Annotated in this window: 14 protein-coding genes; 8 read left to right on the top strand and 6 right to left on the bottom strand. The window is 71.8% G+C overall.

The features are described from left to right. Positions 1–104: 104 nt before the first annotated feature. From rhaI to OG607_RS04095, 7 genes are all read left to right on the top strand, one after another. Entirely contained in the window at positions 105–1,271 is a 1,167-nt protein-coding gene (gene rhaI, locus OG607_RS04065; RefSeq protein ID WP_405718835.1) for an L-rhamnose isomerase, read from the top strand. A gap of 127 nt (positions 1,272–1,398) precedes the next feature. Beyond that, positions 1,399–3,444 (top strand): bifunctional aldolase/short-chain dehydrogenase, encoded by a 2,046-nt coding sequence (locus OG607_RS04070; RefSeq protein WP_405718837.1) that lies wholly within the window; start codon positions 1,399–1,401, stop codon positions 3,442–3,444. Between the two features lie 186 nt (positions 3,445–3,630). Then, positions 3,631–5,034, top strand: a complete 1,404-nt coding sequence (locus tag OG607_RS04075; protein ID WP_405736534.1) for a rhamnulokinase family protein — start codon at positions 3,631–3,633, stop codon at positions 5,032–5,034. Continuing rightward, positions 5,013–5,795 carry a (Fe-S)-binding protein gene (locus OG607_RS04080; protein WP_405718840.1) on the top strand — a complete coding sequence of 261 codons (783 nt, stop codon included), beginning with the start codon at positions 5,013–5,015 and terminating at the stop codon, positions 5,793–5,795. Before OG607_RS04075 ends, OG607_RS04080 begins: the two co-directional genes overlap by 22 nt. Continuing rightward, entirely contained in the window at positions 5,792–7,282 is a 1,491-nt protein-coding gene (locus tag OG607_RS04085; RefSeq protein WP_405718843.1) for a lactate utilization protein B, read from the top strand. The genes OG607_RS04080 and OG607_RS04085 overlap by 4 nt, the downstream gene beginning before the upstream one ends. After that, positions 7,279–7,929 carry a lactate utilization protein C gene (locus OG607_RS04090; protein WP_405718845.1) on the top strand — a complete coding sequence of 217 codons (651 nt, stop codon included), beginning with the start codon at positions 7,279–7,281 and terminating at the stop codon, positions 7,927–7,929. Before OG607_RS04085 ends, OG607_RS04090 begins: the two co-directional genes overlap by 4 nt. Beyond that, positions 7,922–8,719 carry an aminotransferase class IV gene (locus OG607_RS04095; protein ID WP_405718848.1) on the top strand — a complete coding sequence of 266 codons (798 nt, stop codon included), beginning with the start codon at positions 7,922–7,924 and terminating at the stop codon, positions 8,717–8,719. The genes OG607_RS04090 and OG607_RS04095 overlap by 8 nt, the downstream gene beginning before the upstream one ends. Positions 8,720–8,726: 7 nt before the next feature. Here the strand turns inward: OG607_RS04095 and OG607_RS04100 are convergent, their stop codons facing one another. The 3 genes from OG607_RS04100 to OG607_RS04110 all read right to left on the bottom strand — a co-directional run bounded on the left by OG607_RS04100 (position 8,727) and on the right by OG607_RS04110 (position 12,679). After that, positions 8,727–10,382, bottom strand: a complete 1,656-nt coding sequence (locus OG607_RS04100; RefSeq protein ID WP_405718850.1) for a bifunctional 3'-5' exonuclease/DNA polymerase — start codon at positions 10,380–10,382, stop codon at positions 8,727–8,729. 36 nt (positions 10,383–10,418) lie between these two features. Next, the gene (locus OG607_RS04105; RefSeq protein WP_405718852.1) at positions 10,419–10,793 is read right to left on the bottom strand and encodes a hypothetical protein; all 375 of its coding nucleotides are present in this window, start codon (positions 10,791–10,793) and stop codon (positions 10,419–10,421) included. An 86-nt stretch (positions 10,794–10,879) separates the two neighbouring features. Next, complete coding sequence (locus OG607_RS04110; protein ID WP_405718855.1) at positions 10,880–12,679, bottom strand: ABC transporter ATP-binding protein; 1,800 nt, start codon at positions 12,677–12,679, stop codon at positions 10,880–10,882. Positions 12,680–12,776: 97 nt separating this feature from the next. Here OG607_RS04110 and OG607_RS04115 point away from each other — a divergent pair, with 97 nt between their 5' ends. Next, a complete protein-coding gene (locus OG607_RS04115) occupies positions 12,777–13,247 on the top strand; it encodes a MarR family winged helix-turn-helix transcriptional regulator (protein WP_405718857.1) in 471 nt (156 codons plus the stop codon). Positions 13,248–13,433: 186 nt separating this feature from the next. Here the strand turns inward: OG607_RS04115 and OG607_RS04120 are convergent, their stop codons facing one another. From OG607_RS04120 to OG607_RS04130, 3 genes are all read right to left on the bottom strand, one after another. Next, positions 13,434–14,786, bottom strand: coding sequence for a cation:dicarboxylate symporter family transporter (locus tag OG607_RS04120; protein ID WP_405718860.1), 1,353 nt, complete (start codon positions 14,784–14,786; stop codon positions 13,434–13,436). 133 nt (positions 14,787–14,919) lie between these two features. Then, a complete protein-coding gene (locus OG607_RS04125) occupies positions 14,920–16,515 on the bottom strand; it encodes a peptide-N4-asparagine amidase (protein WP_405718863.1) in 1,596 nt (531 codons plus the stop codon). 95 nt (positions 16,516–16,610) lie between these two features. Beyond that, the gene (locus OG607_RS04130) at positions 16,611–17,315 is read right to left on the bottom strand and encodes a hypothetical protein (RefSeq protein WP_405718866.1); all 705 of its coding nucleotides are present in this window, start codon (positions 17,313–17,315) and stop codon (positions 16,611–16,613) included. Positions 17,316–17,337: the final 22 nt, after the last annotated feature.

Below are 17,337 nucleotides of genomic sequence, written 5' to 3' on the forward strand. Positions count from 1 at the left end.
GCCGTGATCCAACGATGGACGGAGTCTTCTGCGGACGCCTTGACACCCGGGCCGGGCACGCCTAGCTTCCCCTGAGTGAAACGATTCATGGCGGGAGCGATGACATGACCGATCTGTCTTCGGTAAAGGCTGCGCTCAAGGCGCAGGCCGTCGAGACGCCCTCCTGGGCGTACGGGAACTCCGGCACCCGCTTCAAGGTGTTCGCCCAGGCGGGCGTGCCGCGTAACCCGTTCGAAAAACTGGACGATGCCGCGCGCGTCCACGAGCACACAGGGGTCGCCCCGACCGTGGCCCTGCACATCCCGTGGGACCGGGTGGACGACTACGCGGGCCTTGCCACCTACGCCAAGGAGCGCGGGCTGCGGCTGGGCACGATCAACTCCAATGTCTTCCAGGACGACGACTACAAGCTCGGCTCGGTCACCAACCCGGATCCCGTGATCCGGCGCAAGGCCACCGACCACCTCCTGGACTGCGTCGACATCATGGACGCCACCGGCTCCCGTGACCTCAAGCTGTGGTTCTCCGACGGCACCAACTACCCCGGCCAGGACGACATCGCAGACCGCCAGGCGCGCCTGGGCGAAGCCCTGGCCGAGGTCTACGCACGGCTCGGCGACGACCAGCGCATGCTGCTGGAGTACAAGTTCTTCGAGCCCGCCTTCTACGCCACCGACGTCCCGGACTGGGGCACCGCCTACGCGCACTGCCTCAAGCTCGGCGAGAAGGCCCAGGTCGTGGTGGACACCGGCCATCACGCCCCCGGCACCAACATCGAGTTCATCGTGGCCACGCTGCTGCGCGAGGGCAAGCTCGGCGGCTTCGACTTCAACTCCCGCTTCTACGCCGACGACGACCTCATGGTCGGCGCCGCCGACCCCTTCCAGCTCTTCCGGATCATGTACGAGGTCGTGCGCGGCGGCGGCCTGAAGGCCGAGACCGGCGTGGCCTTCATGCTCGACCAGTGCCACAACATCGAGGCCAAGATCCCGGCCATCATCCGCTCCGTGATGAACGTCCAGGAGGCCACGGCCAAGGCCCTGCTGATCGACGCGGACGCGCTGAGCGCCGCCCAGCGGTCCGGTGACGTCCTGGAGGCCAACGCCGTCCTGATGGACGCGTACAACACCGACGTCCGGCCGCTGCTGCGCGAGGTCCGCGAGGAGCTCGGCATCGACCCCGAGCCCATGGCCGCCTACAAGGCCTCCGGCTGGGCCGAGCGCATCGTCGCCGACCGCGTCGGCGGCACGCAGGCGGGCTGGGGCGCGTAGCGCCTCCGGCGCGGTGACCGTGCCCCGTAGGGGCACGGGGAACTGAGCGACCAGCCCGCCACGGCCCGCGCGTCATCACGATGCGCATCACCAACGAATCCGCACCAGAACCCCCAGGGACCCGCAGATGACCCCAGAACCACACCCCGAGGCCGCCGCGCTCCTGACGCGCTCGCACCGGCTCGGCGCAGATCCGCGCAACACCAACTACGCGGGCGGCAACACGTCCGCCAAGGGCTCCGCCACCGACCCCGTCACCGGGCAGGAGACCGAGCTGATGTGGGTCAAGGGGTCGGGCGGCGACCTGGGGACGCTGACCGAGGGCGGGCTCGCCGTGCTGCGGCTCGACCGGCTGCGCGCGCTGAAGGGCGTCTACCCGGGAGTGGAGCGCGAGGACGAGATGGTCGCCGCCTTCGACTACTGCCTGCACGGCAAGGGCGGGGCGGCCCCGTCCATCGACACCGCGATGCACGGCCTGGTCGACGCCGCCCACGTCGACCACCTGCACCCGGACTCCGGAATTGCCCTCGCCTGCGCCGCCGACGGCGAGGCCCTCACCAAGGAGTGCTTCGGCGACGAGGTGGTGTGGGTGCCCTGGCGCCGCCCCGGCTTCCAGCTCGGCCTGGACATCGCCGCCGTCAAGGCCGCCAACCCGCAGGCCATCGGCTGCGTTCTCGGCGGCCACGGCATCACCGCCTGGGGGGCCACCTCGGACGAGTGCGAGGCGAACTCGCTGCGCATGATCCGTACCGCCGAGACCTTCCTCCAGCAGCGCGGCAAGGCCGAGCCCTTCGGCCCCGTACTCGACGGTTACGAGCCGCTGCCCGCCGCCGACCGGCGCGCGCGGGCCGCCGCGCTGGCCCCCGTGCTGCGTGCGATCGCCTCCGCCGACCGTCCCCAGGTCGGCCACTTCACCGACTCCGAGCCCGTCCTGGACTTCCTGGCCCGCGCCGAGCACCCGCGCCTCGCCGCGCTCGGCACCTCATGCCCCGACCACTTCCTGCGCACCAAGGTCCGCCCGCTCGTCCTCGACCTCCCCGCCGGGGCCCCGCTGGACCAGGCCATCGCGCGCCTGAAGGAACTGCACGCCGAATACCGCGCCGAATACCGCGCGTACTACGAGCGGCACGCGACCACCGACTCCCCCGCGCTGCGCGGCGCGGATCCGGCGATCATCCTGATCCCCGGCGTCGGAATGTTCTCGTACGGCAAGGACAAGCAGACCGCGCGCGTCGCGGGCGAGTTCTACGTCAACGCGATCAACGTCATGCGCGGCGCCGAGGCCGTCTCCACGTACAAGCCGATCGAGGAGTCCGAGAAGTTCCGCATCGAGTACTGGGAGCTGGAGGAGGCCAAGCTGCGGCGCATGCCCGCGCCGAAGCCGCTGGCGACCCGTATCGCCCTCGTGACCGGCGCCGGCTCCGGCATCGGCAAGGCCATCGCCCAGCGGCTGGCCGCCGAGGGTGCGGTCGTGGTCGTCGCCGACCTCAACGCGGAGAACGCGGCGGCGGTGGCGGAAGAGCTCGGCGGCCCCGACAAGGCGGTCGCGGTCACGGTCGACGTCACGAGCGAGGAGCAGATCGCCGCCGCCTTCGACGAGGCCCTGCTCGCCTTCGGCGGCATCGACCTGGTCGTCAACAACGCCGGCATCTCCATCTCCAAGCCACTCCTGGAGACCACCGCCAAGGACTGGGACCTCCAGCACGACATCATGGCCCGCGGCTCCTTCCTCGTCTCGCGCGAGGCCGCCCGCGTGATGATCGCCCAGGGCCTCGGCGGCGACATCGTCTACATCGCCAGCAAGAACGCCGTCTTCGCCGGCCCCAACAACATCGCCTACTCCGCCACCAAGGCCGACCAGGCCCACCAGGTCCGCCTCCTCGCCGCCGAACTCGGCGAACACGGCATCCGCGTCAACGGCATCAACCCCGACGGCGTCGTGCGCGGCTCCGGCATCTTCGCGGGCGGCTGGGGCGCGAAGCGCGCCGCCGTCTACGGGGTGGACGAGGAGAAGCTCGGCGAGTTCTACGCGCAGCGGACCCTGCTCAAGCGGGAAGTACTGCCCGAGCACGTCGCCAACGCGGTCTTCGCCCTGACGGGCGGCGACCTCACCCACACGACGGGGCTGCACGTCCCGGTGGACGCGGGCGTCGCGGCTGCGTTCCTGCGGTAGGCATTCAGCCCGTCCGGCGTTTGAGGACACTCCCCCAGAGGGGGCACCCCCAGAAGGTCGTTGGCGGCCACCGGCCCGCAGCCGCCAACGAACCGCAATCACCCACACAGCCGAGGTAAGAACGTGACACCCACCCCACCCGCCGCCTTCGCGGCAGTCGACCTCGGCGCGTCCAGCGGCCGCGTCATGGTCGGCCGTGTCGCACCCGGCGTACTGGACCTCGAAGAGGTCCACCGCTTCCCCAACCGCCCCGTGCGTACGGCCGGCACGCTCCACTGGGACGTGCTCGCCCTCTACCGCGGCGTACTGGACGGACTGCGCGCGGCGGGCCCGGTCACCTCGGTCGGGATCGACACCTGGGCCGTGGACTACGGGCTGCTCGCGGCGGACGGCACGCTCCTCGGCAACCCCGTGCACTATCGCGACACGCGCACCGAGGGCGTACCGGAGAAGGTGTGGCAGACCATGCCGCCGCAGGAGCTGTACGCGGCGACCGGTCTGCAGTACGCGCCCTTCAACACGCTCTACCAGCTCGTGGCGGCGGCCGGCACACCCCAGCTGGCGGCGGCGCAACAGCTGCTGCTGATGCCGGACCTGATCTCGTACTGGCTGACGGGCACGGCGGGGACCGAGCTGACGAACGCCTCGACGACGCAGCTGCTGGACCCGCGCACGGGCGACTGGGCGCAGGGCATCGCGGAGCGCCTCGGGATCCCGATGCCGCTGTTCGCGCCGCTGCGCAGGCCGGGTGACCCGGCCGGGGAGCTGCGGCCGGAGGTGCTGGCGGAGACCGGGCTGGAAGGCCCGGTGCCGGTGGTGGCGGTCGGCTCGCACGACACGGCGTCGGCGGTGGCCGCGGTGCCGGCGCGCACGGACCGGTTCGCGTACATCTCGTGCGGCACGTGGTCACTGGCCGGGCTGGAGCTGGACGCGCCCGTCCTCACCGAGGAGTCCAGGGCCGCGAACTTCACCAATGAGCTGGGCGTGGACGGCACGGTCCGCTATCTGCGCAACATCATGGGCCTGTGGCTGCTGCAGGAGAGCCTGCGGGACTGGGAGGCCCAGGGCATCCGTTTCGATCTGCCGCATCTGCTCGCCCAGGCCGCAGAGGCGGCGCCCCTGCGCTCGGTCGTGGACGCGGCCGACCCGGTCTTCCTGCCGCCGGGCGGAATGCCGGACCGTATCGCGCAGGCGTGCCGCCGCACGGGGCAGCCGGTGCCGCGTGACGCGGCGGAGACGGTGCGCTGTGTCCTGGACTCGCTGGCGCTGGCGCACCGCCTGGCGATCGAGGACGCGAAGCGCCTCTCGGGCCGGGAGGTGGACGTGGTCCATATCGTCGGCGGCGGGGCGCACAACGAGCTGCTGTGCCGGCTGACGGCGGATGCCTGCGGGCTGCCGGTGGTGGCGGGTCCCGCCGAGGCGGCGGCGCTCGGCAATGTGCTGGTGCAGGCCCGGGCGGCCGGTGTGATCAGCGGAGGACTCGCAGACATCCGATCTCTGCTTCACAGCACGCAGCCACTGAGGCAGTATGAGCCTTCGGGCGACAGCACACTCTGGGAGGAGGCAGCATGCGCGTTGCGCTCTTCGTGACCTGCGTGAACGACACGCTCTACCCGGACACCGGGCGGGCGGTGGTCACGCTTCTGGAGCGGCTCGGCGTGGAGGTGGACTTCCCGGCGGCGCAGACCTGCTGCGGGCAGGCTCAGTTCAACACCGGCTACCGCCATGAGACCGAGCCCCTGGTACGCCGCTACGCACGGGCTTTCGCGGACTACGACCACATCGTCACGCCGTCCGGGTCCTGCGCGGCCATGGTCCGGGACAACTATCCGCGGATCGGCGCGAAGGCGGCCGCCGAGGGGCGCGGAGAGGAGCTGGCGCGGATCGCCGACTCCGTCGTGCCCAGGACATATGAGCTCACCGAGTTCCTGGTCGACGTGCTCGGGGTGACCGACGTGGGCGCGTACTTCCCGCACACCGTCACCTATCATCCGACCTGTCACGGCCTGCGCATGCTGGGGCTCGGCCGGCGGCCGGTGGAGCTGCTGAGCCATGTGAAGGGCCTGGAGCTGCGCGAGCTGCCCGGCGCGCAGGAGTGCTGCGGCTTCGGCGGCACCTTCGCCGTCAAGAACGCGGCCGTGTCCGCGGCGATGGGCGCCGACAAGGCCCGGCACATCGGCGAGACGGGGGCGGCGGCGGTCTGCACCGTCGACAACTCGTGCCTGATGCACATCGGCGGCACCCTGGCCCGGCTCGGCTCACCGACCAGGCCGCTGCACATCGCCGAGATCCTCGCCTCCACCGAGGAGCAGCCCTTCGTGCTCGGAGACGTTCTGGGAGACATCCGATGAGCGGTACGTATCTGGGCATGCCGGCCTTCCCCAAGGCCGCGTCGGAGTCGACTCGCGACCTGCGCATGCGGGCCAATCTCACCCATGCGACGCACACCATCCGCGACAAGCGCGCCAAGGCGGTGGCCGAACTGGCCGACTGGGCTCAGCTGCGCTCCGCGGGGGCCGCGATCAAGGACCGTACGCTGCGCCATCTCGACCACTACCTGGAGCAGGTCGAGGCGGCGGTGGAAGCGGCGGGCGGCCATGTCCACTGGGCGGCGGACGCCGACGAGGCGAACCGGATCGTGACCGAGCTGGTCCGGATGACCGGCGAGACCGAGGTCGTGAAGGTCAAGTCGATGGCCACCCAGGAGATCGGCCTCAACGACGCGCTGGCGGAAGCCGGGATCCGGGCGTACGAAACGGATCTGGCGGAGCTGATCGTGCAGCTCGGCGACGATCTGCCCTCGCACATCCTGGTTCCGGCGATCCACCGCAACCGCTCCGAGATCCGTGACATCTTCCGCGAGGAGATGGGCAACTGGGGCCGCCCGGCGCCCGAGGGGCTCACCGACCGGCCCGCCGAGCTGGCGGAGGCGGCGCGGCTGCATCTGCGGGAGAAGTTCCTGCGGGCGAAGGTCGGGATCTCGGGGGCCAACTTCATGGTGGCGGAGACCGGCACCATGGTGGTCGTGGAGTCCGAGGGCAACGGCCGGATGTGCCTGACCCTGCCCGAGACCCTGATCTCCGTCGTGGGCATCGAGAAGGTCGTGCCGACCTGGCAGGACCTGGAGGTCTATCTCCAGCTGCTCCCCCGCTCGTCCACCGCCGAGCGGATGAACCCGTACACCTCGATGTGGACCGGCACGACCGCCGAGGACGGTCCGCAGACCTTCCACCTCGTCCTGATCGACAACGGCCGCACCGACACCCTCGCCGACACCGTCGGCCGCCAGGCACTGCGCTGCATCCGCTGCTCGGCCTGCCTCAACGTCTGCCCGGTGTACGAACGGGCCGGCGGGCACGCCTACGGCTCCGCCTACCCCGGGCCGATCGGCGCGATCCTCACGCCGCAACTGCGCGGCACCGGCAGCGAGCTGGACGCCTCGCTGCCGTACGCGTCCTCGCTGTGCGGGGCGTGCTACGAGGTGTGCCCGGTCGCCATCGACATCCCGGAAGTGCTGGTCCACCTGCGCGAGCGCGTCGTACAGGGCGGTGAGGTGACTTTGCGCGGCAACAGGACCACCATCAAGCCCGCCAAGGGACATGCCGCCGAGCGGGCCGCCATGCGCGCCGCCCGCTGGGCGCTGGACCACCCGGCCGCGCTGCGCGGCGGCCAGCGGCTGGCCGCCCGCACCCGGCGGCTGCATCCCAAGCGCCTTCCCAAGGGCTTCCCCGGGCCCGGCAGTGCCTGGACCGAGACCCGCGACATCCCCGCCGTGCCGGCCGAGTCGTTCCGCGACTGGTGGCAGCGCACCCGTGGCAAGGAGGGCCCCTCCGCATGAGCACTCGCGACCAGGTTCTGGGACGGATCCGCCGAGCGCTGGCGGACGTGCCGCGCTCGGAGTCCCCCGACGACGTGCCGGTGGTCCGCGACTACCTGCGCGTGCACGCCGAACGCGACGCCGCGCAGGCCGCCGATCTGCTCGCCGAGAACCTCGCGGACTACCGGGCCGTCGTGCACCGCACCACCGATGCCGAGCTCCCCGCCCGGATCGCGGCGCTGCTCGCCGGGCGCGGGGCCCGCAGTCTCGTCGTGCCGCCGGGCCTGCCGCCGCAGTGGCTCGCGGCGGTGGAAGGCGTCACGCGCATGACGGATACCGCCGAGCTGACCCACGGGCAGCTCGACGCCGTGGACAGCGTGGTCACCGGCTGCGCCGTCGCCATCGCCGAGACCGGCACCATCGTCCTGGACGCCTCTCCCGACCAGGGCCGCCGCCGGATCACCCTGGTCCCGGACCACCACATCTGCGTCGTACGGGTGCCGGAGCGGGTCGTCGACTCGGTGCCGCAGGGGCTGGAACGGCTGGACCCGGCACGGCCGCTGACCTGGATCTCGGGGCCCTCGGCGACCAGCGACATCGAACTCGACCGGGTGGAGGGCGTGCACGGCCCGCGCACCCTTGAGGTCATACTCGTCACCCATGACTGAACCGATCCTTCCCATCGTCGAGATCGACGGCCGGCCGGCCACCGCCGGGCAGTTACTGCACCCCGCTCTCTCCGGCTACGGGCACTTCACCGCCATGCAGGTACGGGACCGGCGGGTGCGCGCGATGGACCTGCATCTGTCCCGGCTGGACACCGCCTCACGGGAACTGTGGGACACCGGGCTGGACGGCGAGCTCGTCCGCGCGCACATCCGGCACGCCCTCGGTGACAGCATCAGCGACGCGTCCGTGCGGGTCCACGTCTTCCGCCCCGGCGGGCCCGGTGACGACCTGTCGTTCATGGTGACCGTGCGTGGGCCCGCCGCGCCGCCCGGCGGGCCGCAGCGCCTGCGGTCCGTTCCGTACCAGCGTCCCGTCGCCCATCTGAAGTCCCTCGGCGGGTTCGCCCAGGGGTACTACCGCGACCGCGTGGCGGCGGAGGGCTTCGACGAGGCGCTGCTCGTGGCGCCCGACGGCACGATCGCCGAGGGTGCCATCACCAATATCGGCTTCGTGGCGGACGGCACGGTCGTGTGGCCGGACGCGCCCGCGCTGGCCGGGATCTCGATGCAGGTGCTGCAACGGCAGCTGACCCTGCACGGGGTGCCGTGGGCGCACCGCCCGGTGCGCATGGCCGATGTGGAGTCCGGGGCGTACGAGGGGGCTTTCGTCTCCAACTCGCACGGCGTGGCGGCGGTCGGCGCCATCGACGGCCATCGGCTGCCGGTGGACGCGGAGCTGCTGGGCACGCTGGCGCGGCTGTTCGACGACGCGCCGTGGGACCCGGTCTGAACTCGCGCTACTTGGCGTCCGCGTAGCACTTCACGGCATGGGTCTCCAGCGGGAACAGCACCGGTGTCGGGCCGAACACCAGCCGGCTGGCCTCGCCGGCCGCCTCGGTGACGGCCGCCTCGACGGCGCCGGCCTGCTCCTCGGGGGTGTGGACGACGATCTCGTCGTGCTGGAAGAACACCAGACGCGGACCGCCGCCGAGTGCGGCCAGGCGCAGGCGCAGTGACGCCAGCATGGCCAGGGCCCATTCGGCGGCGCTGGCCTGGATGACGAAGTTGCGGGTGAAGCGGCCCCAGGCCCGGGCGTCGCCATCGCTCATGTCCTGGCGTTCCCTGGACGGCGGCGGCGAGGTCCGGCCCAGCCGGGAGCGGACCAGACCGCCCGCCTCGCCGGTGCGGGCGGCGGACTCCACGAGCCGCATCGCGTCGGGGAAGCGCCGCCGCAGCACGTCGAGCAGCGGCCGGACCTCGCCGCTGGTCTGCCCGTACATGGCGCCCAGCAGCCCGAGCTTGGCGCGCTGGCGGTCGCCGTCGAACGCGGTGCGGGCCAGGGCCGCGTACAGATCGCCCTCGGCGGCTGCCGCCGCCAGGCCCGCGTCGCCGGACATCGCGGCGAGTACGCGGGGCTCCAGCTGCCCGGCGTCGGCGACCACCAGCCGGTGTCCGGGTTCGGCGACCACGGCGGCCCGCAGGGAGCGCGGGATCTGCAGCGCCCCGCCGCCCCGGGTGGCCCAGCGCCCGGAGACGACGCCGCCGACGACGTACTCGGGGCGGAACCTTCCTGCGGGCGCCCACTGTTCGCGCCAGGCCCAGCCGTGAGCGGAGTGGATCCGGGACAGCTCCTTGTAGCGCAGCAGGAGGGCGGCGGCCGGGTGGTCCACCTCGCGCAGCACGTGGGAGCGGGTGGAGGTGACCTGTACGCCGACGCGCGCGAAGGCGGGCAGCAGCTGGGCGGGCGAGTCGGGGTTCACCGGCCGGCCCAGCGCGTCCTGGATCTGCGTCGCGAGCTCACCGAGCAGCTTGGGCCGCGCTCCGCCCGCCGGGCGCGGGCCCAGCAGTGCGGTGAGCAGCTCGTCATGCGCGGGCGCGCTCCAGGGCAGCCCGTCGTACGACATCTCCGCCGCCGCCAGTGCCCCCGCCGACTCGGCCGCGCACAGCAGCCGCATCCGCTCCGGGTGCTCCGCGAGCCCGATCCGGCGCTGCTGGTCCGCGTGGACCGCGACGACCGCCTCCAGCGGGTCCGCTTCCGGCGGCAGCCGCTGCCGGTCCGCCGCGAACAGCACCGGCTGGTCGTCGGCGGCTCCCTCCGACGGATCGACGGGCACCGGCAGCCCGCGCAGCCGCGCCCAGGCCGCGCCGAGCGAGCGCGGCAGCCCGTGGCGCTCCTCGTGGCCGAGCAGCAGCGTCTCGACGAGCTTCAGGTCGTGACAGCGCGCGAGACGCCGTGGCAGCCGCTCCAGCAGCCGCGGATAGAGATCCTCGGTGGCGGCCCACACCCATCGGGGCCGCTCCTGTTCCTCCCGCCGCGCGACGGCCGCCGCCAGATCGGCCGCACGTTCGGGCACGCCCTCGGGTGTGCCGTCCGCGCGCACCCGCACCAGCAGCCCGCCCGGTCCTACGGCATCGGCGGCCACGGCAACGGAAGCGCTGGACGGAGAGGTCACCTTTCGAGCCTAGGTGCCACCACTGACACCGGCGGGTCAGCGTTCGGCGGCCCGGCTCACCTGGAGGGCCCACAGCACCAGCGGGGCCTGCAGCGGCAGCCGGGCGTACGCGACCGCCTTGAGCGGGGCCGGGCGGTCGCGCCAGTCCCTGGCCATCTTGACGTTGGCCGGGAACACCGCGGTGAACAGCCCCGCCGCCAGCAGCCCGCTCACGCGGCGGGTGCGGGGCAGCGCGATGCCCGCCGCGAGGGCCAGTTCGGCCGCGCCGCTCACATACGTCCAGGTGCGCGCGTCGCCCGGAAGGGAGCGCGGGACGATCGCGTCGAACGGCCGGGGCACGACGAAGTGGGCTGTCCCCATCGTGGCGAGCAGACGGGCGAGCCGGTGGGCGGAACGGTCGGACATGGGCATCGGGTGGGGCCTTTCAGCGGCGGCGTGGCGATCTCCCGGTACGGGCGGACCGGTTGTTCACCGTACGGGGGCCACGGCGTGCGCGTTCAAGGGGTGGGCGCAAGCTCGGAGTCGCGCCGCACCAGCGCCGCGTAACGGCCGTCCAGCGCGAGCAGCTCGTCGTGGCTGCCGCGTTCCACGATGTGGCCGTGGTCGAGGACGACGATCTGGTCGGCGTCGCGCACGGTGGACAGCCGGTGCGCGATGGTGATCGTCGTACGCCCCGCGGAGAGCGCGTCGATCGCTTCCTGGACGGCGTACTCGGTGCGCGTGTCGAGCGCGCTGGTGGCCTCGTCGAGGATGAGGACCGGCGGGTCGCGAAGGATGGTGCGGGCGATGGCGAGGCGCTGCTTCTCGCCGCCGGAGAAGCGGTAGCCGCGTTCGCCGACGAGGGTGTCGTAGCCGTCGGGGAGGGCGGCGATGTGGTCGTGGATCTGGGCGGCGCGGGCGGCGGCGGTGATCTCCGCGTCCGTGGCGTCGGGCCTGGCGAAGCGGAGGTTGTCGGCGACGGAGGCGTGGAAGAGGTAGGTCTCCTGGGAGACGACGCCGACGGTCTCGGCGAGGGTGTCGAAGGAGAGGTCGCGGACATCGGTGCCGTCGATGGTGACGCGGCCGCCGGTGACGTCGTAGAGCCGGGGGACGAGATAGCTGAGGGTGCTCTTGCCGGAGCCGGTGGCGCCGACGATGGCGAGGCTGCCGCCGGCCGGGACGGTGAGGTCGATGCCGTCGAGGGTCTTGTGGCCGGAGGCGGGGTCGTAGGAGAAGTCGACCTCCTCGAAGCGGACGTCACCGCGCACACGCGCGAGGCGGACCGGGTCGGGGCGCTCGGTGATGTCGACCGGCAGTTCGAGGTACTCGAAGATGCGCTGGAAGAGCGCGAGCGAGGTCTGCACCTGGACGCCGGTCTGGAGCAGGCTCACGGTCGGGCGGAACAGGCCCTGCTGCAGCGAGACGAAGGCGACGAGGGTGCCGATGGAGACGGCGGTGCCGGCCAGGCCCGCGGCCCAGTAGATCAGCGCGGGCATGGCGGCCATGACGATGCCGATGACCGACATGCGCCATCGCCCGGCCATGTTGGAGCGCACTTCGAGGTCCACGAGCTGCTCGGACTCCTGCGCGAAGTCCTTGGTCAGGGAGTCGGCGCGGCCCATGGTGCGGCCGAGCAGGATGCCGCTGACGGACAGCGACTCGGTGACGATCGCGGACATCGCGGCCATCTGCTTCTGCCGGTGGGTGGTGATCTTCCGGCGTTCGCGGCCGACGCGACGGCTGATCCAGACGAAGACCGGCAGCAGGAGCAGAGAGACGACGGTGAGCCGCCAGTCGAGGGCGAGCATGGCGACGACGGAGGCGATGACCGCGGTGAGGTTGGAGACCAGGGAGGTCGCGGTCGAGGTGACGGTGGCCTGCATGCCACCGATGTCGTTGGCGATCCGCGACTGCACCTCGCCGGTGCGCGTGCGGGTGAAGAAGGCGAGCGACATGCGCTGCAGCTGTGCGTAGACCGCGGTGCGCAGGTCGTGCATGACGCGCTGGCCGACGGTCGTGGAGATCAGCGTCTGCAGGACGCCGAAGACGCTGTTGAGGACGGCGGTGGCGATCATGCCGAGGGCGAGCAGGCTGAGCAGCCCGGTGCGGCCCTGCGGGATCGCCACGTCGAGGATCTCGCGCAGCAGGAAGGGCGAGGCGACGGAGACCAGGGACGCCGCGGCGACCAGCAGTCCGACGACGGCGAGGCGGCCCCGGTAGGGGCGGAAGAGCCGCAGGACGCGGCGTACGTCGGCGGGTTTGCCGGGGTCCTTGGCCGGCGGGGTCCACTTCGGTGGACGTTCTTGATCGGGGTGCAAAGGCTTCTCCAGGGAAGGGGGTGTCAGGGCAACGATTCAGAGCATAGGGCATTGTTACCTATGCTCACAATGAGCTTGGTCCTGATAGTATTCCCGCATGGAACCCCGTGCCACGGCTGCCGATACCGACGAGACCACCGGCCAGCTCGCCGACCAACTGCTGCGCCTCACCAAGCGGCTGCGCCGGGCCCATTCGCAACGGCTCGCCCCGGTCGGCATCACCCCGGCCCAGGCGCACGTCCTGCGCATCCTCGACCACACCCAGCGGCACGGCGAGCAGCCGCCGCGGATGGCGGATCTCGCGGAGCGCCTCGACGTGGTGCCGCGCGCGGTCACGACACTGGTGGACGCGCTGGAGGAGGCCCATTACGCCTCCCGAACGCAGGATCCGGCCAACCGGCGCGTCATGCGCGTGACGCTCACGGATGCGGGCAGTGATCTGCTGGCCGGCCTCCGCCGCGCGCGCCGGGAGGCCGCCGAGGAACTGCTCGCACCACTGGACGCGGCCCAGCGCGAGTCCCTGACGGCGCTGCTCGCCGTCCTGGACACCGCACCGGGCCGCTGCTGAGCCTAGGGCCTGTCCGGGCGATCATGAACGGCCCCTTCGCCGCCTGGCACGGCACCTCGCGGCGTTGCCGAAAAGCCCACAGACGAACCAGTCTGCGGGCATTCCGGCGCCTTGCGATGCACCACACCAGACGACGCCTGGACCGCCCATGATCGCCCGGACAGGCCCTAGCCGGAGGGAGCGTTCTCAGCCTCCCGTGGTGACCGGCTGCTCCTCCTGCACTTCGTCCGGCACGGCAGGCTCGGACGGCTCGGACGGCGCCTCCGCGACCGGCTCGCCCGCCAGTACGCTCCTGGCCCGCTCCGTGTCGAGCGCCCCCTCCCACCGGGAGACCACGAAGACGGCGACGCAGTTGCCCAGCAGGTTGGTCGCCACCCGCATCGAGTCCATGATCCGGTCCACGCCCAGCAGCAGCGCCACCGCTCCGGCCGGGATGACGCCGAGGGTCGAGGCGGTCGCGGACAGCGCGAGGAAGGCGGATCCGGGTACGCCGGCCATGCCCTTGCTGGTCAGCATCAGGACGAGGACGACGGTGATCTGCTGACTGAGGCTCAGGTCCACGCCCACGGCCTGCGCGATGAACAGGGTGCCGACCGAGAGGTAGATGGACGCGCCGTCGAGGTTGAAGGAGTAGCCGGTGGGCAGTACCAGGCCCACGGCGTCGTCGCGGCAGCCGGCCGCGCGCAGCTTCTCCATCATGCGCGGCATCACGGTCTCGGAGGAGGCGGTGCCCAGCGCGAGCAGCATCTCCTCTCGGGTGTAGCGGACGAACTGCCACAGGCTCAGCCCGGTGAGCAGCCGCAGCGCCACGGCGAGCAGCACGAGGAAGAGGAGAGCGACGGCGTAGCAGACCGCGATCAGCTTGCCGTAGGTGGTGATGACCTTGAGGCCGTACTGGCCGATAAGGCTCGCGGCGGCGCCGAAGACGGCGATCGGCGCGAGGCGCATGACGTAGCCGACCACGGTGAAGATGACGTCCTGGACCTGCTCGACGGCCGGGAGGACGGCCGGGACCTTGGTGCCGAGGTGCAGCAGGGCCGCCCCGACCAGGCAGGCGAGCACGAGGACCTGGAGGACCGCGTTGTCCGCGAAGGCTCCGACCGCGCTGGTCGGGAGGGCGTTGAGGATGAACTCGGAGGTCGAGAGCAGGTGCCCGCCGCCGGTCTTGGTGTCCACGGCGGACGGGTCGAGCTTGGCGGGGTCGGCGTGCATGCCGTTGCCGGGGCCGATCACATTGGCGGCGAGCAGACCGATGAGCAGCGCGAAGGTGCTGGCCACCTCGAACCAGATGAGTGCCTTGACGCCGATCCTGCCGAAGGCCTTGAGGTTGCCCGCCTTGGCGATGCCGGTGACGACCACACAGAAGACCAGGGGCGCGATCACCGTCTTGATCAGGCGGGTGAAGCCGTCGCCCAGCGGCTGGAGCGAGGTTCCCGCATCAGGCCAGAGTCTGCCGACGATGACGCCGAGTACCAGCGCGACGGCGACCTGGGTGAACAGCGAGGTGCGCAGCAGCCTTGCGGCGCGGCGTATCAACACGGGGGCTCCTCCTGCGGGTTTCTTCCGGTTTGCGGAATACGGAATCCGTATTCCGTTACGACCTCCGGGCACTTTGCCGGAGTGACATTTCCGGGGAGGAGCCCCGTGTTACGGCCAGGAAAACACCGCCCTCTCAGCAGCGTTGCCGGTCCTGGGTCAGCGTTCCCTGCTCGGTCTCGAGGGTGCGGTCGTAGCAACTGCCGCCGCTGGTGAGGCGGTAGCGCTCGGTGGAGGTCCCCACGGCCTGCCGCTGGTCGCGCGGGACGCCCAGGGTCCAGGTGGCGTCGCCGGTGTAGGCGTCGTCGAGCCGGGTGCGCACGACGCCTGTGTCGGTGCGGGTGTCGGTGCGGTTGTGGTCGCCGAGGGAGATGACGGTGCGCAGCCGGTTGTCCGAGCCGATCGTGATCTCGCCGTCCATCGTGTAGGCGCGCCGGGTGCGGGTGGTGGCGGCGTCGACGGTGCGGGTCTCGTCGTCGGTCCAGCGGCCGGTGAGGGCGTCGGTGGTCTCGTCGGCGTTCCAGGTGTGGGTGGAGGCGGCGGTGAGGGTGCGGCGGACGGTGGTGGTGACCCGGCCGTGCGAGGTGTTGACGTACCCGGAGAGGGTCAGGGAGTGGCTGCCGTCGGCGTCCAGGGTGCGCAGGTCGGTGTCCGAGCCGCCCGGGTCGTACGAGGTGGCGGCGACAGGGTCGCTCTCCTTGTGGACGGTGAGCGCGCCGGTGACGTGTGTCCGGTGAGCATCCTGCCAGATCAGAATGTTGGTGGGCGCACTCCAGCCGCTCTGGCCCTCGGGCACTCCGGCCACCGAGACCTCGACCTGGTGCTCCTTGCCGTCGTTGAGCAGCCCGGCGAAGGGCGTGAGGTCGTACTCGACGGGCTGGACGTCGAAGGCGCGGGGGCCGGGGATCACGTACCAGAGGAAGGGGTTGGACCAGCCGCCGGTCCATACGTGCGGGAAGGGCGCCGCGATTCCGGCCAGTTGTCCGTCGACGGTGACCCGCACCTCCCGGTTGGGCCCGTCGTCGCCGGCCTGGCAGGAGTACGGGACGTCCGGCGGCACGGCGAGGTACCAGAACTCCTCGCAGCCGCCGCCGGAGCCGGTCGCGTACACCTCGGCGACGATGCGCTCGCTGTTGCGCGGGGTGGTGAGGGCGGTGCCGGACAGGGGGATCACCCGGTCGGGGGCGGCGGCGGCCTTCGTACGGCCTGCGGCGGTGTAGAAGGTCAGCGTCACCTTGACGTCGAGGATCCCGGTGTAGGTGTCGTCCACGACGTTGCCGATGAGCATCTCGACGGGCTGCTCGGCCCGCAGGGTGGAGGCGTAGCGGGTGACGTCCTTCTCGACGGACCAGGAGATGCCGTCGGGCGACGGCTCGGGGGTCGACGTACGCAGGACCTCGACGCCGCCGATGTGGAGGTAGCCGAGGCGGTCGTACTGGCGGCCGGCGACACTGCCGTCCAGGTGCAGGACGACCTTGCTCCAGCGGGTGCCGCAGGCGGCGGGCGGGGTGTAGGTGCCGGTGTACGGGGTGAAGTCCTTGAACCGGGTCTCGGCGACGGTCACCGTGCAGGATCTGGTGTCCGGGGTGGCTATGGGCGGTGCGGCGGTCACCGGGTCGTGCCAGTCGGAGCCGAACTCGGCCGGGGGTGTCTGCGCGGCGGCGACGGGGGCCGCGAGGAGGGCGAGGCCCAGCATGGCCGCGACCATGGACATGACGCGTCGTTGTCTCATGGGACTGGAGTGAAGCGTGAGTTGGGCGATGGGCGCCAGAGCGCCTGCCACTGGGCCCCTCCCCCGGGGCCCCTGGGCGCCTGGGCCCCTTCTGGTCAGGCCTCCAGGTCCGCCTTGTCGCCCATCACGATGACCGGGTGCTTCGCCGGATCAATCGTGCGCAGCAGATACTCCATGTCGGCCTTGGACTGGCTGACGCACGCGGAGGTGCCGCTGCCGTGGTCCATGTGGAGCCAGATGCTGCCGCCCTTGGACTCGCCCAGCGGGCGGGTGGGGTCGATGGGCGAGGTGCCCCTGACCCGGTTGTAGTCGATGGCGATGACCAGGTCGAAGTCATGCCAGTGGCTCCTGGCCCAGGAGCGGGGTGCCTTGAACGCGGAGCTGCGGTGGTACGGCAGCCGGGAGCCCGGGTCGGCGAGGACCCCGCCGGCGTCGGAGAGGGTGAAGACGCCGACCGGGCTCTTGTTGTCGCCCGCGTGATGGTCGGTGGTCCAGCCGCGCTTGCCGTTGTGCCCCTGCCAGGTGCGCTCGCGCTTCCACAGGCCGCCGCCCTGCCTGGTGAACAGCGCGACGGTCGAGTCGGCGGAGGTGACGCTGTCGCCGTAGACGGCCACGATCTGCCGGGCACCGGCCGGAATCCTCGACCGCAGGGCCGCGCCCACGCCGGGGATCTCGCGGGTGACGGTGCGGGGGGACGGTGACGTCGTGGCAGCGGGCCCGCCGGAGCTGCCACTTGCGGACACGCCGGCGCCGCAGCCGGTGAGCAGCAGCAGTGCCGCGGCAGCGGCCGCTGCCGCCATCGGCGCTCTCCCGGATCCACGC

Source organism: Streptomyces sp. NBC_01537, assembly GCF_045040445.1.
GTDB lineage: Bacteria > Actinomycetota > Actinomycetes > Streptomycetales > Streptomycetaceae > Actinacidiphila.